At 71.2% G+C, this 17,624-nt stretch carries 16 protein-coding genes and 1 pseudogene; 10 read left to right on the top strand and 7 right to left on the bottom strand.

Annotation, left to right across the window (positions count from 1 at the left end; all coding sequences use genetic code 11):
* Window positions 1-187: 187 nt before the first annotated feature.
* Window positions 188-661, bottom strand: a complete 474-nt coding sequence (locus tag ABZ910_RS30180; protein WP_361371058.1) for a MarR family transcriptional regulator — start codon at window positions 659-661, stop codon at window positions 188-190.
* A gap of 57 nt (window positions 662-718) precedes the next feature.
* Between ABZ910_RS30180 and ABZ910_RS30175 the strand changes: the two genes are divergently transcribed.
* Complete coding sequence (locus ABZ910_RS30175) at window positions 719-1,534, top strand: alpha/beta hydrolase (protein ID WP_361371055.1); 816 nt, start codon at window positions 719-721, stop codon at window positions 1,532-1,534.
* On the opposite strand, the gene ABZ910_RS30170 is transcribed toward ABZ910_RS30175, so the two are convergent.
* Together ABZ910_RS30170 and ABZ910_RS30165 are read right to left on the bottom strand one after the other, a co-directional pair.
* Complete coding sequence (locus ABZ910_RS30170; protein ID WP_361371052.1) at window positions 1,531-2,943, bottom strand: amino acid permease; 1,413 nt, start codon at window positions 2,941-2,943, stop codon at window positions 1,531-1,533. The two genes, ABZ910_RS30175 and ABZ910_RS30170, sit on opposite strands and share 4 nt — an antisense overlap.
* 188 nt (window positions 2,944-3,131) lie before the next feature.
* Window positions 3,132-3,602 (bottom strand): universal stress protein, encoded by a 471-nt coding sequence (locus ABZ910_RS30165; RefSeq protein WP_361371050.1) that lies wholly within the window; start codon window positions 3,600-3,602, stop codon window positions 3,132-3,134.
* Window positions 3,603-3,849: 247 nt separating this feature from the next.
* On the opposite strand from ABZ910_RS30165, the gene ABZ910_RS30160 reads away from it, so the two are divergent.
* On the top strand, window positions 3,850-4,692 hold the full coding sequence (locus tag ABZ910_RS30160; RefSeq protein WP_361371047.1) for a polysaccharide deacetylase family protein: 843 nt from the start codon (window positions 3,850-3,852) through the stop codon (window positions 4,690-4,692).
* Window positions 4,693-4,745: 53 nt separating this feature from the next.
* Here ABZ910_RS30160 and ABZ910_RS30155 read toward each other — a convergent pair whose 3' ends face one another.
* The 3 genes from ABZ910_RS30155 to ABZ910_RS30145 form a co-directional block, all read right to left on the bottom strand.
* A complete protein-coding gene (locus tag ABZ910_RS30155; RefSeq protein ID WP_361371044.1) occupies window positions 4,746-5,426 on the bottom strand; it encodes a class F sortase in 681 nt (226 codons plus the stop codon).
* A gap of 118 nt (window positions 5,427-5,544) precedes the next feature.
* A complete protein-coding gene (locus ABZ910_RS30150) occupies window positions 5,545-6,309 on the bottom strand; it encodes a DUF4239 domain-containing protein (protein WP_361371041.1) in 765 nt (254 codons plus the stop codon).
* A 32-nt stretch (window positions 6,310-6,341) separates the two neighbouring features.
* Window positions 6,342-6,884, bottom strand: coding sequence for a hypothetical protein (locus ABZ910_RS30145; protein WP_361371038.1), 543 nt, complete (start codon window positions 6,882-6,884; stop codon window positions 6,342-6,344).
* 258 nt (window positions 6,885-7,142) lie between these two features.
* On the opposite strand from ABZ910_RS30145, the gene ABZ910_RS30140 reads away from it, so the two are divergent.
* The 3 genes from ABZ910_RS30140 (at window position 7,143) to ABZ910_RS30130 (ending at window position 11,352) form a co-directional block, all read left to right on the top strand.
* On the top strand, window positions 7,143-8,087 hold the full coding sequence (locus ABZ910_RS30140) for an SCO0930 family lipoprotein (RefSeq protein WP_361371035.1): 945 nt from the start codon (window positions 7,143-7,145) through the stop codon (window positions 8,085-8,087).
* Window positions 8,088-8,398: 311 nt separating this feature from the next.
* A complete protein-coding gene (locus tag ABZ910_RS30135; RefSeq protein WP_361371033.1) occupies window positions 8,399-9,211 on the top strand; it encodes an SAM-dependent methyltransferase in 813 nt (270 codons plus the stop codon).
* The gene (locus ABZ910_RS30130; protein WP_361371030.1) at window positions 9,208-11,352 is read left to right on the top strand and encodes an EAL domain-containing protein; all 2,145 of its coding nucleotides are present in this window, start codon (window positions 9,208-9,210) and stop codon (window positions 11,350-11,352) included. Before ABZ910_RS30135 ends, ABZ910_RS30130 begins: the two co-directional genes overlap by 4 nt.
* Window positions 11,353-11,491: 139 nt before the next feature.
* Here the strand turns inward: ABZ910_RS30130 and ABZ910_RS30125 are convergent, their stop codons facing one another.
* Window positions 11,492-12,376 carry a LysR substrate-binding domain-containing protein gene (locus tag ABZ910_RS30125; protein WP_361371028.1) on the bottom strand — a complete coding sequence of 295 codons (885 nt, stop codon included), beginning with the start codon at window positions 12,374-12,376 and terminating at the stop codon, window positions 11,492-11,494.
* A 120-nt stretch (window positions 12,377-12,496) separates the two neighbouring features.
* Between ABZ910_RS30125 and ABZ910_RS30120 the strand changes: the two genes are divergently transcribed.
* The 5 genes and pseudogenes from ABZ910_RS30120 to ABZ910_RS30100 form a co-directional block, all read left to right on the top strand.
* Complete coding sequence (locus tag ABZ910_RS30120; protein WP_361371089.1) at window positions 12,497-13,162, top strand: succinate dehydrogenase; 666 nt, start codon at window positions 12,497-12,499, stop codon at window positions 13,160-13,162.
* Window position 13,163: 1 nt separating this feature from the next.
* Window positions 13,164-15,110: a fumarate reductase/succinate dehydrogenase flavoprotein subunit gene (locus ABZ910_RS30115; protein WP_361371025.1), complete on the top strand. Its 1,947-nt coding sequence runs from the start codon at window positions 13,164-13,166 to the stop codon at window positions 15,108-15,110.
* Window positions 15,107-15,856 (top strand): succinate dehydrogenase/fumarate reductase iron-sulfur subunit, encoded by a 750-nt coding sequence (locus tag ABZ910_RS30110; RefSeq protein WP_361371022.1) that lies wholly within the window; start codon window positions 15,107-15,109, stop codon window positions 15,854-15,856. The genes ABZ910_RS30115 and ABZ910_RS30110 overlap by 4 nt, the downstream gene beginning before the upstream one ends.
* 230 nt (window positions 15,857-16,086) lie before the next feature.
* Window positions 16,087-16,860, top strand: a complete 774-nt coding sequence (locus ABZ910_RS30105; protein ID WP_361371019.1) for a GNAT family N-acyltransferase — start codon at window positions 16,087-16,089, stop codon at window positions 16,858-16,860.
* A pseudogene (locus ABZ910_RS30100) lies at window positions 16,857-17,621 on the top strand (lysophospholipid acyltransferase family protein); the annotation flags it as partial. The gene ABZ910_RS30105 and the pseudogene ABZ910_RS30100, both read left to right, overlap by 4 nt.
* Window positions 17,622-17,624 lie beyond the last annotated feature (3 nt).

Raw genomic sequence — 17,624 nt, 5'->3', positions numbered from 1 at the left:
CGGGGTGAGCTGATGATCGCACGCAGACGGCAGGTGGCCCTGGCCCTGACCGCCCTCCTCACGGCGGCCGCCTACCAGGCCCAGGCGCGGCGCGAGTCCGCCGAACCCGCACGCCCGGTGCCGCCCGCCGCCCGCGTCATCGAGGGGGTGAGCTTCGACGCGGGCGGCCACGGCCAGGACTGTGGCGTCAGTCGGGATCGCCCTGCTCGAAGGTGCGCACCATCTCGGTGAGCACGCGCACGCAGGCCCGCACCTCGGCCTCCGTCAGGCTGCCGCCGACCTGCCGCATCAAGTGGTGTTCGCGGCCCAGGACTTGGGTGATCGTCGACCGGCCCGTCTCGGTGAGCCGGATCAGCGAGGACCGCTGGTGCGCCGGGTTGGGCACGCTCTCGACCCAACCGCGCGCCGCGGCCTCGTTGACCATGCGCTGCACGAACTGCCGGCTGATCGCCTGGTCGCGGCCCATCTGAGGGACGGTCATGGGCCCGTGCACGCGGAGCAGGTTCAGCACCGCGCGCACGCCGGCGGACACCCCCTCCATGGGCTCCGCCTGCTCCACCTTGCGCGCCGCCCGCCGGTAGAGCGGGCCCACCAGGTCGAACACCGTGGTCAGGCGGTGGCCGAGTTCGTCAGGGGAGAGGGGTTCGTCGATATCGCTCACCAGGTCATCATGACACCTTGGTTGCCAAACCTCGCAGAGGATGACACCTTGGTTGTCATGACAGTTGCTTCGGAACTGAGCTGCTTCGCGTCCGCCGACGGTGACTTGGCCTACCGCGACACGGGCACAGGCGAGCCCCTGGTCCTGCTGCACTCCGGGTACGCCGACCACCGGGTGTTCGAGGACCAGATACGGGTCTTCGCCGCCGAGTACCGGGTCATCGCGCCGGACGTGCGCGGCCACGGCTGGTCGGCCAACGCCACCCGTCCCTTCCGCTGGGCGGACGACCTCGGCGCCCTGCTGCGCCATCTCGACCTCGGCCCCGTGGTCCTCGTGGGCCTGAGCATGGGCGCGGCCGTGGCGACCGACACCGCGCTGGTCCATCCCGAGCTGGTCCGCGCGCTCGTCGTCAGCGGCGGGGCGACCAGCGCGTTCGAGTACACCGACCCGGCGATGCTCGCGCACGTGGCCGAGTCGGCCCGGCTCCTGGGCGCCGGTGACGTCGAGGGCTGGCTGGACCACTTCGCGCGCGGCGTGGCCGGCCCGCACCGCACCGTCGACGAGGTCGCCCCCGATGTCGTACGACGGCTGCGGGAGATGGCCTCGCACACGCTCGCCAAGCACACGCCCGGTGAGACCGACTGGTACGTCCCCTTGGACGACCCCTGGGCCCGCGTACCGAAGATCGACGTACCCGTGCTCGCCGTCCACGGAGCCGTCGACGCCCCCGACAGCATCGCGATGGCCGAGCGCCTGGTCCGCACGGTGCCCGACGGCCGCTCGGTCACGATCGAAGGCGCCGGGCACTACCCGAACATGGAGCAGCCCGACGCCTTCGACGCGACCCTGGTGGAGTTCCTCCGCGCCCTCTAACGACCCGCCAGCACCGACCGCTTGTACGAGTACCCGAAATAGATCACGCACCCGATCACGAACCACAGGGCGAACCGCACCCACGTCTGCCACTGCAGGAACGTGATCAGCCAGAGCGAGAAGAGGATCCCCAGCGCCGGCACGAACGGCATCCACGGGGTACGGAACGTGCGCGGCAGGTCGGGCTGCTTGTAGCGCAGCACGATCACGGCCGTGCACACCACCACGAACGCCAACAGGATGCCGATGTTGGTCAGTTCGGCCGCCTCGCCGATCGGCACGAACCCGGCGATGGCGGCCGACCCGAACCCGACGATCCAGGTCACGCGCGTCGGCACATGCCGCGTGGGATGCGTCTTGGCGAACCACTTCGGCAGCAGACCGTCCCGGGACATCGCGAACCACACCCGCGTCACGCCCAGCATGAACGTGAACATCACGGTGAGGATGCCGATGATCGCGCCGACCGCGATCACGTCCGCCAGGCCGCTCAGGCCCACCGCCTTGAACGCCGACGAGAAACCGCTCTCCGGGTCGATGTCCTTGTAGTTCTGCATGCCGGTCAGCACCAGGCAGGCCGCCACGTACAGCACCATCGCGATGATCAGGGAGTAGATGATCGCCTTGGGCATGTGCCGCTGGGCGTCCTTCGACTCCTCGGCCGCGGTCGACATGGCGTCGTACCCGAAGACCGCGAAGAAGACGGTCGCGGCACCGGTGAACGCCCCGCTGATGCCGAACGGGAAGAACGGGTGGTAGTTCCCGGTGTCGATGTGGAACACGCCGACGCCGATCACCAGCAGCACGACCAGGACCTTGAGCGCGACGACGAACGTCTCGAAGCGGGCCGCGCTGCGGATGCCGAGGTTCAGCAGCCAGGCGATCAGCAGACACAGCAGGACCGCGAACAGGTCCACCCGGTGCCCGTGCCCGGTGCCGGGCGCCCCCAGCATCCAGGCGGGCAGATCGGCGCCCATCGCCTGCACCAGGAAGCTGAAGTAGCCGGAGATGCCGATCGCGACCACCGCCACGATCGCCGTGTACTCCAGCAGCAGGTCCCAGCCGATGAACCAGCCCGCGAACTCGCCGAGCACCGCGTAGCCGTACGTATAGGCCGAGCCCGCCTTCGGGATGAGCCCCGCGAACTCGGCGTACGACAGCGCGGCCGCCGCGCTCGCGACACCGGCGATCAGGAACGACAGCAGCACCGCCGGCCCCGCCGTACCGTTGGCCACCGTCCCCGCGAGGGTGAAGATGCCCGCGCCGATGATGCCACCCACACCGATCGCGGTCAGCTGCCACAGGCCCAGCGACCTCTCGAGCCGGGGCCCCTCCGACACCTCCGTGTCCTCGATGTGCTCGATGGGTTTGCGACGCAGAATGCCCTCGCCCGCCCTGAGTCTGGCCACGTGCCTCACCTCTTCGCCTACGGCAATCGGCTGACGGCGGATCATGATGGCTCAGGGTCGTCCGGGACGGAAGACGCCACGCACGGGTCCGGTCCCGGGGCCGCGGCCCACAGAGGGGGCTCAGGGGCTCGTGACCTCGGGGTCTTGGGGCCTCGGTGTCCGAGGTCAGGAACCTCGCCGCACGTGCCCTACGGCACCACCGTCACCGGCCAGCGTCCCGCCTTCACCAGCCGGATCGCCACCGAGCCGATGATCCGGTGGCCGGCCTGCTCGGAGGCGCCCACGACCACCGCGTCCGCCTTGAGCTCGTCGGCCGCCCTGACCAGGCCGTTGTAGGGGTCGCCGCGGTAGGTGTGGAACTCCCAGCGCACGTCGAATATCCCCTTGAGCCGCTCGGTCGCCTCCCGGATCTGGCTGATCAGGTCCTCGGCGATCTCGTCGGTGGTGTCCGCCACCGGCGCCCCGAAGGCCGCACCGGCCGCCAGCACGGGCTGCACGTACACGACGGCGAGCAGCGCGTTCTGCCGCCGCGCCAGGCCGCCCGCATAGGCCGCGGCACGCATCGAGGACTCCGAGCCGTCCATTCCGACCAGGATGACCCTGGGGCCGTCCGTGCCCCGCTCGAAGCGATGCGCGTGCTGCTCGTGCTGTTCCCTCACGCATGCGAGGCTATCGGAAGCCGCAGATCCGGCCCCCTCCGGGATCGTCGGAGCCGCTCGGGCCGGGGGCGACGACGGGACGACGCCGAAAGCGCCGCGCTTCCGGGGCCGACGACCCCGAGCGGCCCGCCCTTTCCACCCGTTCGCCCCGGCCAGCCGCGTTGACCGCTGGGCCGATCGGGTGTTTTTCTGCCGCCACACCGGTGTCCTAGTGGTGCGCCGGTGTCCCTGGGGCGACTGATGAGGCATGACGAAGGATCAGTTGTTCACGCGGCGCCGGGCGTTGCTCGCCGGAGCCGCTGCCTTGGGGGCGGTCGGCACCGCCGGTCTTGTCTTCTCCGGCACCGAGGACACCGGCCCCGCACCGCAGAGCGCGTCCGCCCCCGGCCCCCAGGCGCGCCCCGTGCTGAAGTCCTCGACCTACCGTCTGCAACCCCTCGTCGGCGACGGACCTCCGGCCGCCGCGCCCACCCGGCTCCGCGTGCGGCACGCGCCGATCCTGCGCATGTCCGGGGCCGGCCGCCACATGCTGCTGACGTTCGACGACGGTCCCGACCCCGAGTTCACCCCGCACATCCTGGACACGCTGGCGCAGTACGACGTCCGCGCGACGTTCTTCGTGTGCGGCGGGATGGCCGACCTGAGCCGGGACCTCGTGGCCAGGATCGCCGACGAGGGACACGTGGTCGGCAACCACACCTGGTCCCACCCGCTGCTCACCCAGCTGCGCCGCTCCCGGATCCGCTCCGAGATGGAACGCACCAGCGACCTCGTCGAGAAGGCCTGCGGGGAACGCCCCCGGTGGTTCCGCGCGCCGTACGGAGCATGGAACCGGGACGTCTTCCAACTCGGCGCCGAGATGGGCATGGAGCCGCTCGCCTGGACCGTCGACAGCCTCGACTGGACCGACCCCGGAACCCGCATCATCGTCCGCCGAGTCGAGGACGGCGCCGCCCCCGGTGTCGTGGTGCTCAACCACGACGCCGGGGGCTACGACCGTGCGCAGACCGTCAACGCCGTGCGGACCTATCTGCCCCGCCTGCTGGACGACGGCTATCACATGACCGTTCCGCGGCGGGAGTACATCTGACCGCCCACTCCCCACCGCCCGCCCGGCCGGGGTGCGTTGCGCGGCACTCCCGCTCAGCGCACCTCGGCCAAGCGGGCGAAGACGACGACGTTGCCGTCGTAGCCGCTCTGCTTCGAGAAACCGCCCCCGCACGTGATGACCCGCAGTTCGGGCGTGCCCTTCGAGCCGTAGACCCGGTCGCCGGGGAAATCGCTCTTCTCGAAGACCTCGACGCCGTAGATCTCGAACACGGCGGTCTTTCCGTCCTCGCGCCGGACCTCGACGCGATTTCCCTTCCGCAGGGAACCGAGTCCGTAGAACACGGCGGGGCCGGACGAGTTGTCGACGTGACCGACGACGACGGCCGTTCCCTTTTCGCCGGGCGAGACGGCGCCGGAGTACCAGCCGGCCAGGTTCGGGTTCTCGGGGGGCGGTGCCGCGATCCAGCCGTCCGCGTCCTGGCCGACGGGCCGGAGGGGTGCGTCGACCCGGATCGCGGGGATCCTGATCCGGTCCGCGGCGGAGAACGGCAGCGCCTCCACGCCCGTGGTGACGTGGGTGTCCGGTGCGCGGGTGTCCACGGCCGCGGCGGCGGCCGGCGCGGGCTGAGGGGGCCCGGCGTCGGACTCGCCCGAACCGCTGCGCACGAGCGCGAACCCGGTCAGCAGGACCAGCGCCATCACACCCCAGGGGACACGCTTCCTCTGCCGCTCCTCCACCTCTTCGGCAGGCCCGGACAGCTCGAACGGATTCATTCGCCATCCCCTCTCGACGGACGGCTGTCGCCCCGTCCTTCGCGCATACGAGAACGCTAAGTCCCGAGCGGTCGAGCGGCGACGGGGGAAGGCACGAACGAGTGGCCTCCACGCCTCATCAGCCCTTGATGTGCGGGAAGAGCTGCAGGAACGGTTGCACCGTCGCGGCGATGCCCCGGCTGTAGGGCGCGTCGAAGTCCCAGATCAGGAAGAGCATGAACGCGATCGTCACCGAGAACAGCCCGGCCAGGACGAGCTCGCGTTTCGTGCGCTGGATCTGCAGCGCGAACACCATGCCGACCGTGATCACGGCCCCGATGAGCAGCCCGAACCACACCACGCCCGGCATCGTGGCCCCGGTCGAGTCGGCCCGGGCACTGCGCGCCTGGTCCACCGCGGCCACCTGGTCGACCAGCGGCTGGTAGGCCTGCGCCTGGAAGTCCGTCTTCGGCTGGTAGTCCGTCACGTCCCGGCGGATGTCGTCGAGCAGGTCGGTGCCGGACTGCGTGAGACGGCCGTGGTCGACCATCGTCTTCCACTCGGTGGTGACGGTGTGCCGTACGTACGCGTCGACATCGGCCCGGACGGCGTCGCGGACGTCGGGCGGATAGACGCGCACCCGCTCAGAGATCTCGTGCAGCGCCTGAGCCTCCGCCTGGACGTGGTCGGCGGCGGCGCTGCGTGCCTCCCAGACCCCGGCGATGGCCAGGCCCAGGACGATGGCGTACACGACGCCGATCCACATCGTCATGTACTCGATGACGTCGGGTGTCTCGCTGGGATCGTCCTCGGCCGACGCCGTGCGGTGCCGTACGAGGGTGATGACGACCACCACGGCACAGGCGGCCAGCATCGCGAGGAGGAGAACAAGCCAATCCGACAACGGGTGCCTCCTGGAACGAACGGGTCGGCGCGTCAGCGCGGACGCAGAGCGGCTACGGCGACGATCGCCGGGACGGTGATGAGCAGGACGTAGGTGACCGGCGATGTGCGGTGGGGGGCGCGGTGGTCGACCGTGTGGGGCCGGTAGCGCGGATAGCTCACCGGCGTCACGGACGGCCGCGGACGGGGCTTGGCCGGCGGAGTCGGTTTCGGGCGGGGGCTCGGCGGCGGGGGTGGAGGCGGCGGCGGGGGTGGTGCGGGGGCCGACGGGGCCGGGCGTGCGGCCGGCGGCGGCGGTTTCGGTGGGGGCTTGGGGGTGGGCTTCGGCGGCGGGGGCGGCGGAGGCGGTGTGGGGGTCGGCGTCGGAGTCGGCGCGGGGGGCGGGCAGGGCGGCGGGGGCGGCCAGGAGCCGCCGGCGACGGCCACCGCCACCAGGCCGTCCGGGCCTGCCGAGGCGTACGCGCAGGCGTCGGCCGACGCCGTGCCGACCGGACAGCCCACGAGCGTCCAGGTCAGCGTCACCAGGGCCAACGCCCGGATGACGGGCGCCAGTCGAGTCGATTCGGGACCATGCACGACGGGATCATGAGTCGCTCGGAGCCCGCTCACTCCGATGAACGGCGGGATTGCTTCGAAGGGGGGAGATGCGGCGCACGGCGGTTTGAACCACCAGGTCCGGCGTCCAACCCCTTGTGTCCGCACGCGAGGTGGGGCCGCTGGGGCGTGAAGAAATTCGCGCGACGGTTGAACGCTCCGGCCGGTGCGGTCCGTACCCAGTGTCGTGCGGCGGCGCGGCAGGCGCTGCGACATCCCGGCGATGATGGGGAGTTGACGATGAAGACCTCCAGGCGGACCGCCTCACTGATGGCGACGGCCGCTTCGGTTCTGGCGCTGACCACGGGGTGTGGTCAGGACAATGCCGGAACCCCGTCGTCGGCCGCCCAGAACGTCGGTGCCACGGCCCCGGCCGGCGACTACGGCAGCTCCGGGATCGGCAGCGGCGCGGACAACGGATACGGCGCCGACGGCAACCAGGGCTCGGGGGCCGACCCCGCGGGCAAGGTGTCCGTGGCCAGTATCCCGAAGCTGGGCAAGGTGCTGACCGACGGCCAGGCCCTCACCCTCTACCGCTTCGACAAGGACACGGCCGATCCGCCCAAATCGAACTGCGACGGCGACTGCGCGAAGACCTGGCCGCCGGTTCCCGCGGGCGACGCCACTGCAGGCGCCGGCGTCGACAAGGCGCTCCTCGGCGAGGTCACCCGTTCCGACGGCACCAAGCAACTGACCGTGGGCGGCTGGCCGGCCTACCGTTACGCGAGGGACCGCAACGCCGGGGACGTCAACGGGCAGGGCGTGGGCGGCACTTGGTACGCGCTCGCCGCCGACGGCAAGAAGGCCGTGCTCGCCGACACACCGGGCCTGTCGACCCGCAAGGACCCCAAGCTCGGCGAGATCGTCATCGACAGGAACGGCATGACGGTCTACCGCTTCCTGAAGGACAAGGCCTGGCCCAAGTCCGTCTCGAACTGCACCGGAGCCTGCATCGAGAAGTGGCCCGCCGTCGACCCGGTCAAGGCCGACGACACCCGAGGCGTGCAGAAGAAGGGCCTGATGGGCTTCACCCGGCCCGACGGACACAAGCAGATGACGGTCGACTGCTGGCCGATCTACACCTTCTCGGGGGACAAGGCCCCCGGGGACATCAACGGTCAGGGCGTCGGCGGCACGTGGTACGCCGTCGCACCCGACGGAAAGCCGGTCGGCGCGCCGAAGTAGAGATCACCTCCCCAGGGTTGATCGCCTCACCCACGTCAGGAACGGACCACCGCGGAAGGGAGGGACGAGAGCAAGCGAGTGCAGGACGAACGACAACAGGCGCACGGCCGACGGACCGCCCCCTCCGCACCGCACGGAGGGGGCGGTCCGCCGTGCTCCGGGCGGCCCCGGCCCGGCGGCGGTGCCGGAGCGGCACGTGCCGGAGGCAGTGACCGGGAACGGATGGTCAATTTCCGGTTCTGGTCGCTGCATTGGCGGGCGATCAGTAGCCTCGGCTCGAACACCGGATCGCCTACGCCTTGGAGAGATACATGGAGCGTCCCGCCTGGGCCCCACGGAGCATCGACATCTCGGCGCCGAGCGTTGCGCGTATCTACGACTACTACCTGGGCGGTTCGCACAACTTCGAGGTCGACCGGGAGGCGGCCCGCAAGGCGATGGAGTTCATGCCGGGGCTGCCGAAGATCATGCAGGCCAACCGGGCGTTCATGCGCCGCGCCGTGTGCTTAGCGGCCGACGAGGGCATCACACAGTTCCTCGACATCGGCTCCGGCATCCCCACCTTCGGCAACGTCCACGAGGTGGCCCAGGCCGTCAACCCCGGCGCGCACGTCGTGTACGTCGACCACGACCCCGTCGCCGTCGCGCACGGCGAGGCCGTCCTCGACGGAAACCAGGAGGCCGACGTCGTCGCGGGCGACCTCCGCAAGCCCCAGGAGATTCTGTCGAGCCCTCAGGTCGAGCGCCTCATCGACCTGAATCGGCCAGTGGCACTCCTGCTCGTTGCCATACTTCACTTCGTGGAAGAAGCGGACGACCCGTACAGTGCTGTGGCCGAACTGCGCGACGCGCTCGCGCCCGGCAGCCTGCTCATCCTGACGCACGCCTCGTACGAGGGGATCCCGCTGCCGCCGCAGCGGGCCGAGGGCGCGGTGGGCGTGTACAAGGACATCCGCAATCCGCTGATCATGCGCTCGCGCGACGAGATCGCGCGGTTCTTCGAGGGGTACGACATGGTGGAACCCGGACTGGTGCCGATGCCGCGTTGGCGCGCCCAGCCGGCGTCCGAGGAGGAGGACCCCTATGCCTTCTCCGGATTCGCCGGCGTGGGGCGTACGGCGTGACCGCGGAGCCGGACGGAGCGGCGGACAGAGTGCGCCGGTTCGCGACGATCTGGAGCCGGGCCGTGTTCCCGGTGACCTCCACGTCGCTGACCCGCCCGGAGCTGGAGGAGCGACTCCTGCCGCTCGCCGCTCGGTTGAGCGCGGCGCTGCGGGAGCGGAGCTTCGACGCCGCAGCGGCGCGCGCGGTCGGGGCCGCGCTGATCGACGCGCACTGCACCGACCCCGAGGCACTCACCCGCAGCCTGGACTGCGTCGACGCCTACCTGGTGCTCTACTGCGGTGAGGACGGCCACCAGGACGAACTGCGGGCGCGTTCCTCGCGGTTGCAGCACGCGATGGCCGCCGGGTTCGCTCAGGCGCTGCGCGAGCGCACCCTGGCCGAGCAGGAGGCCATCGCCCAGGCCGCGTTGCGGGCGCAGGGCGTCGTAGCCCAGGCGCTGCACGCCAGCGAGGCCCGCTTCCGCGCCGTGTTCGAGGGCGCTGCCATAGGGATCGGCATCGCCGACCTCGACGGCAACGTCCTCCAGGCCAACGGGGCGCTGCTGCGCATGTTCGGGGGCTCCGAACCGCTGGTGCACGGCCGTAACGTCAGGGACTGGACCCACCCCGAGGACGCGCCGCAGACGTGGCGGCTCTACGACGAGCTCGTGAGCGGCCAGCGCGAGCACTACCACGTCGAGAAGGCGTTCAACCGCCCCGACGGAACGGTCCTGTGGACCAATCTGACGGTCTCCCTGCTGCGCGACGCCGACGGCGAACCCCAGTACCAGCTCGCCCTCATGGAGGACACCACCGAGCGGCGGCTGCTCAACCTCCGGCTGCGCTACGAGGCCACGCACGACGCGCTCACCGGCCTCCCCAACCGCACGTTGTTCTTCGAGCGCCTGGAGAAGGCCCTGAACGCGGGCGACGGCCAGCGCTTCGGGCTGTGCTACCTCGACCTGGACGGCTTCAAGACCGTCAACGACAGCCTCGGCCACGCGGCCGGCGACCGGCTGCTCGTCGAGGTGGCCGACCGGCTCCAGTCGTGTGCGACGGCGCCCGGGGAGATGGTCGCGCGGCTGGGCGGCGACGAGTTCGTGGCGCTGACGACCGGGCCCGGCACCGAGCGCGAGGTCGACGAACTGGCCGAGCGCATCATGAGCGCGCTCGTCACCCCGGTCCGCATCGACGGCCGTGAACTGCTCGTCCAGGGCAGCATCGGCATCGTCGAGGGCCCGGCGGGCGAGCGCACCGCGGCCGAGGTGCTGCGCAGCGCCGACATCACCATGTACCGGGCCAAGTCGGCCGGAGGCAACCGCTCCGAGCTCGCCGACCCGGAGGCGGACGCCCGCGCCATCACCCGGCACGGCCTGACCACCGCGCTGCCCGCGGCCCTGGACCGGGGCGAGTTCTTCATCGAGTACCAGCCGCTGGTCCACCTCGGCGACGGCAGCGTCCGCGGCGCCGAGGCCCTCGTGCGCTGGCTGCACCCGCAGCACGGCGTCCTGGGCCCCGACCGCTTCATCCCGCTCGCCGAACACACCGGCCTGATCGTCCCGTTGGGCCGCTGGGTCCTGCAGGAGTCCGTCCGCCAGGCCCGCGTGTGGCGCGAGCGGTACGGCGACGGAGCGGCGGCCGGCCCGCTGCGCATCAACGTCAACCTCTCGCCCTGCCAGCTCAGTCACCCCGGCCTGGTGCAGGACACGGTGGACATCCTGGAGCGCATGGGCGTCGCGCCCGACGCCCTGTGCCTGGAGGTCACCGAGTCCGCGCTGATCGGCGCCGACGACGACCTCCTCAAACCGCTGCGCCGACTGGCCGAGATGGGCGTCGACATCGCCCTGGACGACTTCGGCACGGGCTACTCGAACCTGGCGAACCTGCGCCGCCTGCCGGTGAGCATCCTCAAGCTGGACCGCTCCTTCACCCAGAGCATGCAGCGCTTCCCGGCAGACCCCGTCGACCTCAAGATCGTCGAGGGCATCGTCTCGCTCGCCCACAGCCTGAACCTCGCGGTCACGGTCGAGGGAGTCGAGACCGCCGCCCAGGCCGAGCAGTTGCGCATACTGGGCTGCGACACGGCCCAGGGCTGGTACTACGCCCGCCCGGGCCCACCCGAGCGCCTCCACGAGCTGGCACTGGTGGACGCGACGGGGTGACTTGCCGGTGAGGCAGCGCCCCGAAAGGCGCGCGGGGCTGTATCGATGTGCGGCTCAGCCGCGTGGGCGCGAGAAGCGACCACGGACCCGCGCTCCCGGGCGGCGCTGTCGTGGCAGACGCAACCGGGCACAAGCACCCTCACCGCTCCAGCAGCATCCGCTGCAGCTCCCGAGCCGCCCGAGGCGGAGCCACATCGCTGCGGTGCGCCAGCGCGATCGTCCGGTGTAGCCCCGGCGGGGCCAGCGGGGTCACCCGTAGGCCCCGCCCCGACCGGGTGGCGACCATGCGCGGTACCACGGCCACGCCCAGCCCCGCGCGGACGAACCCGAGCACCGCATCCATCTCACCGCCCTCCACGGCGAAATCCGGCTCGAACCCGGCGGAGCGGCACGCGGCGACGGTCAGCTCCCGCAGGTCGTAGCCGTGCCGGAACATGACCAGACGCTCGCTCTCCAGGTCCGATACCCGCACCGCGCGATCGCCGCCCCCGGGGGCCGGAGCATCCGGTGACGACACGACCACCAGGTCCTCGCGCAGCAGCTCCACCGTGCTCAGTGCCGGGGACGGCGTGGGCAGCGGGAGGACGACCAGGGCGAGGTCGAGGGCGCCGCGCGCGAGGTGCCGTACGAGATCGTGGGAACCGCCCTCCTCGACCAGCAGCCGGATGCCGGGGTAGCGGTCGTGGAAGGCGCGCAGCACGTCCGGCAGCAGGCCCGTGCACAGGCTCGGGGTGGCGCCGAGGCGGACCCGGCCGCTGCGCAGCTGGGCCAGCTCCTGCACCTCCTGCCGGGCCGTGTCCGCGTCGGCCAGGATGCGGCGGGCCAGGGGCAGCAGTGCCTCGCCGGCGTCCGTGAGCGTGATGTTGCCGCGTGCCCGCAGGAACAGATCCGCCCCCAGCTCCCGCTCCAGCGCCCTGATCTGCTGGGACAGGGACGGCTGCGCCACGTGGACGCGTTCGGCGGCACGCGTGAAGTGCCGGGTCTCGGCGACCGCGACGAAATACTGGAGCTGCTGGAACTGCACCTTACCGACGATAGCTCATGCCTATCGAAACGAGCTGGACCATGTCTTGGACCTCTGGCCTCTGTGCGCCTTAGCGTGCGTGCCATGGCACTGGCAACGCGGACGGACCGAGGGTCGTCCATGGCGCGCACCGTGTGGGACAGCACCGTCGGCAAGAAGACGGTCATGGCCGTCAGCGGACTGATCATGCTGCTCTACCTGGTCGCCCATGTGATCGGGAACCTGAAGATCTTCTTCGGGGCGGGCGAGTTCAACCACTACGCCCACTGGCTGCGCACGGTCGGCGAACCCTTCATGCACTACGAGTGGACGCTCTGGCTCGTCCGCGTGGTGCTGGTCGTCGCCGTCGTCGCGCACGCCGTCAGCGCGTACCAGCTCAGCCGCCGCGACCTCAAGGCGCGCCCCACCAAGTACGTGCACAAGAAGCCCACGGCGAGCTACGCCACGCGCACCATGCGCTGGGGCGGGATCATCCTCGGCCTGTTCATCGTCTGGCACATCCTGGACCTGACCACCGGCACCGTGCACTCCGGCGGATTCCAGGAGGGCCACCCGTACCAGAACGTCGTGGACACCTTCTCCACCTGGTACGGCGACGTGATCTACATCGTCGCGATGCTCGCGCTCGGCCTGCACATACGGCACGGCTTCTGGAGCGCCGCCCAGACCCTCGGCGTCGGCAGCCGCGCCCGCGCCCTGAAGACGATCGCGAACGTTCTCGCGCTGCTGCTCACGGCCGGCTTCATCGCCGTACCCGTGGGCGTCATGACCGGAGTGGTGAGCTGACATGACCTACACGGACTACGCGACCGGTGAGCCGGTCACCGACACCAAGGCCCCCTCCGGCCCCGTCGCCGAGCGCTGGGACAAGCGCCGTTTCGAGGCCAAGCTGGTCAACCCCGCCAACCGGCGCAAGCACACCGTCATCGTCGTCGGCACCGGGCTCGCCGGCGGCTCGGCCGGCGCCACGCTCGCCGAACAGGGCTACCACGTCGTCCAGTTCTGCTACCAGGACTCCCCGCGCCGCGCCCACTCCATCGCCGCGCAGGGCGGCATCAACGCCGCGAAGAACTACCGCAACGACGGCGACTCCGTCCACCGCCTCTTCTACGACACCGTCAAGGGCGGCGACTTCCGCGCCCGCGAGTCCAACGTGCACCGGCTCGCGCAGATCTCGGTCGAGATCATCGACCAGTGCGTGGCGCAGGGCGTGCCCTTCGCGCGCGAGTACGGCGGCCTCCTCGACACCCGCTCCTTCGGCGGCGTCCAGGTCTCCCGTACTTTCTACGCCCGCGGCCAGACGGGCCAGCAGCTGCTCCTCGGCGCCTATCAGGCCCTGTCCCGGCAGATCGCGGCCGGGAACGTGGAGCTGCACCCGCGCACCGAGATGCTCGACCTGATCGTCGTCGACGGCCGGGCCCGGGGCATCGTCGCCCGGGACCTGGTCACGGGGCGTATCGACACGTATTTCGCCGACGCCGTGGTCCTCGCCAGCGGCGGCTACGGCAACGTCTTCTATCTGTCGACGAACGCCATGAACTCCAACGCCACCGCCGTCTGGCGGGCGCACCGGCGCGGCGCCTACTTCGCCAACCCCTGCTTCACCCAGATCCATCCGACCTGCATCCCGCGCACCGGCGATCACCAGTCCAAGCTCACCCTGATGAGCGAGTCGCTGCGCAACGACGGCCGTATCTGGGTCCCGAAGGCGCAGGGCGACACCCGGCCGCCGCACCAGATCCCGGAAGACGAGCGCGACTACTACCTGGAGCGCATCTACCCGTCCTTCGGCAACCTCGTCCCCCGCGACATCGCCTCCCGCGCGGCGAAGAACGTGTGCGACGAGGGCAGGGGAGTGGGGCCCGGCGGCCAGGGCGTGTACCTGGACTTCGCCGATGCCATCAAGCGCATGGGCCGCAAGGCGGTCGAGGAGAAGTACGGCAACCTCTTCGACATGTACGAGCGGATCACCGCGGAGAACCCGTACGAGGTGCCGATGCGGATCTACCCCGCCGTGCACTACACGATGGGCGGCCTGTGGGTCGATTACGACCTCCAGACCAGCATCCCGGGCCTGTTCGCGATCGGCGAGGCCAACTTCTCCGACCACGGGGCCAACCGCCTCGGCGCCTCCGCGCTGATGCAGGGCCTCGCCGACGGCTACTTCGTCCTGCCGTCCACCATCAACGACTACCTGGCCCGCAACCCGCACCAGGAGCCGGTAACAGTCGAACACCCGGCGGTGCGCGAGGTGTTGGCCGAAACCGAGAGGAGGATCGAGGCGCTGCTGTCGGTCGACGGTGACCGCACCCCCGACTCCTTCCACCGCGAACTCGGCGAGCTGATGTGGGAGTTCTGTGGCATGGCCCGCACCGACCCCGGTCTGCGCAAGGCACTTGAGCGCATCCCGCAGATCCGCGAGGAGTTCTGGCGGCGCATCAAGGTGCCCGGCACCGGCGAGGAGTTCAACCAGTCGCTGGAGAAGGCCAACCGCATCGTCGACTACCTCGAACTCGCCGAGCTGATGTGCCTCGACGCCCTGCACCGCGCCGAGTCCTGCGGCGGCCACTTCCGCGAGGAGTCCCAGACCCCGGACGGCGAAGCGGCCCGCCGGGACGAAGAATTCACCTACGCGGCGGCCTGGGAGTTCACGGGCACGGGCGAGGCCCCGACCCTCCACAAGGAAGACCTGGTCTTCGAGTACGTCCACCCCACCCAGCGGAGCTACGCATGAAGCTCACCCTGCGCGTCTGGCGGCAGCGCGACACCGATGCCGACGGCGCCATGTCCACGTACGAAGTGGACGGCATCTCCCCGGACATGTCCTTCCTGGAGATGCTGGACACCCTCAACGAGGAGCTCATCCTCAAGGGCGAGGACCCGGTCGCCTTCGACCACGACTGCCGCGAGGGCATCTGCGGCGCGTGCTCCCTCGTCATCAACGGCGACGCGCACGGACCCGAGCGCACCACCACCTGCCAGCTGCACATGCGGTCCTTCCAGGACGGCGACACGATCGACATCGAGCCCTGGCGGGCCTCGGCCTTCCCGGTGATCAAGGACCTGGTGGTGGACCGGTCGGCGTTCGACCGGATCATCCAGGCCGGCGGCTACGTCACCGCGCCCACGGGGTCCGCGCCGGAGGCCCACGCGACGCCGGTCCCGAAGCCGGACGCCGACTTCGCGTTCGAGCACGCCGAGTGCATCGGCTGCGGCGCGTGCGTGGCCGCGTGCCCGAACGGCGCGGCGATGCTGTTCACCTCGGCCAAGGTCAACCACCTCAACGTCCTCCCGCAGGGCGCGCCCGAGCGCGAGACCCGCGTGCTCGACATGGTGGCCCAGATGGACGATGAGGGCTTCGGCGGCTGCACGCTGACCGGCGAGTGCGCGACGGCGTGCCCCAAGGGCATCCCGCTCATGTCGATCACCAGCATGAACAGGGAGTGGCTGCGGGCCACCCGAAAGGTCGCCAAGCGGTAGCGGCGCGACGCATCACAGAACGTTCGCCGAGGCGGCGGACGGGCGGGGCCGGGGATGGTGCTCATCCCGGCCCCGTTTCGCACCCCCGGTCATTCAACAACCGCACACCCCGCCTCTCCGCCCCGGTCACACGAAGGTCAGCCGGCCTCGGAAGAACAGGAGCGGCGGGCCGCACGCCACCGGCCCGCCGTCCCGCCCCGCCGTACCCGGCCCGTGACCAGGAGAGAGCCATGACCGGCGTCACCACGCTCGACCGCTCCGCGCAGCCCGCGGCACCCCCGCGCTACACCGTCACCCTCGCCCGCGACGAGTCCGAGGTGCGGGCCGCGCAGCGGCTGCGGCACGACGTCTTCGCCGGGGAGATGGGCGCCCTGCTGTCCACCCCGCAACCGGGCCACGACATCGACGCCTTCGACGCGTACTGCGACCACCTGCTCGTGCGCGAGACCGGGACCGGCCAGGTCGTCGGCACCTACCGGCTGCTGCCGCCGGAGCGTGCCGCCGTCGCCGGACGGCTGTACTCCGAGGGCGAGTTCGACCTGACCTCGCTCGACGCGATCCGCCCCGGCCTGGTCGAGGTCGGCCGCTCGTGCGTGCACCCGGACCATCGGGACGGCGCGGTCATCAGCCTCATCTGGGCCGGAATAGCCCGCTACATGGTCGACCGCGGCCACGAGTGGCTGGCGGGCTGCTGCTCGATCCCGCTGACCGACGGCGGCGCCCTGGCCACCGCGACATGGGACCGCGTGCGCGCCAAGCACCTGTCCCCGCAGGAGCTGCGGGTACGACCGCTGCTGCCCTGGACGCCGGACAGCGAGACGCCCTCCACCCCCACCGACCTCCCGGCCCTGCTGCGCGGCTACCTCCGCCTCGGCGCCTGGGTCTGCGGCGAGCCCGCGCACGACCCGGACTTCGGGGTCGCCGACCTGTACGTGCTGTTGCCGATGCGCCGGGTCAACGCCCGCTATCTACGGCACTTCCTCTCCCTCGTACCGTCCGCATGAGCGCCTGGCTGCCCAGCGCGCCCTGCACCCCGGACACGTGCGTGGAAACGACGGGCCCGCCGGCCACGGCCACGGTCCCGCGCGCCGTGCTGCGGCTGACGGCGGTCGCGTCCCTGCTCCTGGCCGGGATCGCGCTGTCCCCGCTCGCCGCCCGCATCCCGGCAACGCTGGTCGGGCGCTGGTGCCGGGCGATCGTACGGGCCGCCGGGGTCCGCATCCGCATCACCGGCGGCGCCGCGCCCACCACCGGCGGCCTGCTCCTGGTGGCCAACCACATCTCCTGGCTGGACATCCCTCTGCTGGCCGCCGTGCGTCCGGCGCGGATGCTCGCCAAGACGGAGATCCGCCGGTGGCCGGTGGCGGGCACGCTGGCGGCCCGCAGCGGCGCCCTGTTCATCGAGCGCGACCGCCTGCGCGCCCTCCCGGACACGGTCGCCCGTATCGCACAGGCCCTGCGGGACGGCGCGGCGGTCGCTGTCTTCCCCGAGGGCAGCACCTGGTGCGGCCAGAGGCAGGGCCGCTTCCACCGAGCCGTCTTCCAGGCCGCGCTCGACGCCGCCGTCCCCGTCCAGCCGGTCCGTCTCGGCTACCGCCTCACGGACGGAGCCCTCACCACCGCCCCCGCGTTCGTCGGCGAGGACACTCTGCTCGCCTCCCTGTGGCGGGTGGCGTCGACACGGGGGCTGGTGGCCGAGGTGGAGGTGCGGCCGGTGATCGGGGCGGGAAGGTGGCCGGACCGCGGCGCTCTGGCAGGCGCCGCGGCC

Origin of the sequence: Streptomyces sp. NPDC046805, assembly GCF_040645355.1 — a bacterium.
Taxonomy (GTDB): domain Bacteria; phylum Actinomycetota; class Actinomycetes; order Streptomycetales; family Streptomycetaceae; genus Streptomyces.
The sequence above is the reverse complement of the archived record's forward strand: the minus strand, read 5'-3'. Positions and strand labels throughout refer to the sequence as shown.

Bases quoted from the DNA above. Each gene is read 5' to 3' on its own strand.
- ABZ910_RS30135 (WP_361371033.1), top strand. From the start codon at position 8,399: ATGGAGCGTCCCGCCTGGGCCCCACGGAGCATCGACATCTCGGCGCCG.
- ABZ910_RS30155 (WP_361371044.1), bottom strand. From the start codon at position 5,426: ATGAATCCGTTCGAGCTGTCCGGGCCTGCCGAAGAGGTGGAGGAGCGG.
- ABZ910_RS30120 (WP_361371089.1), top strand. From the start codon at position 12,497: ATGGCGCGCACCGTGTGGGACAGCACCGTCGGCAAGAAGACGGTCATG.
- ABZ910_RS30110 (WP_361371022.1), top strand. From the start codon at position 15,107: ATGAAGCTCACCCTGCGCGTCTGGCGGCAGCGCGACACCGATGCCGAC.
- ABZ910_RS30140 (WP_361371035.1), top strand. From the start codon at position 7,143: ATGAAGACCTCCAGGCGGACCGCCTCACTGATGGCGACGGCCGCTTCG.
- ABZ910_RS30105 (WP_361371019.1), top strand. From the start codon at position 16,087: ATGACCGGCGTCACCACGCTCGACCGCTCCGCGCAGCCCGCGGCACCC.
- ABZ910_RS30175 (WP_361371055.1), top strand. From the start codon at position 719: ATGACAGTTGCTTCGGAACTGAGCTGCTTCGCGTCCGCCGACGGTGAC.
- ABZ910_RS30160 (WP_361371047.1), top strand. From the start codon at position 3,850: ATGACGAAGGATCAGTTGTTCACGCGGCGCCGGGCGTTGCTCGCCGGA.
- ABZ910_RS30115 (WP_361371025.1), top strand. From the start codon at position 13,164: ATGACCTACACGGACTACGCGACCGGTGAGCCGGTCACCGACACCAAG.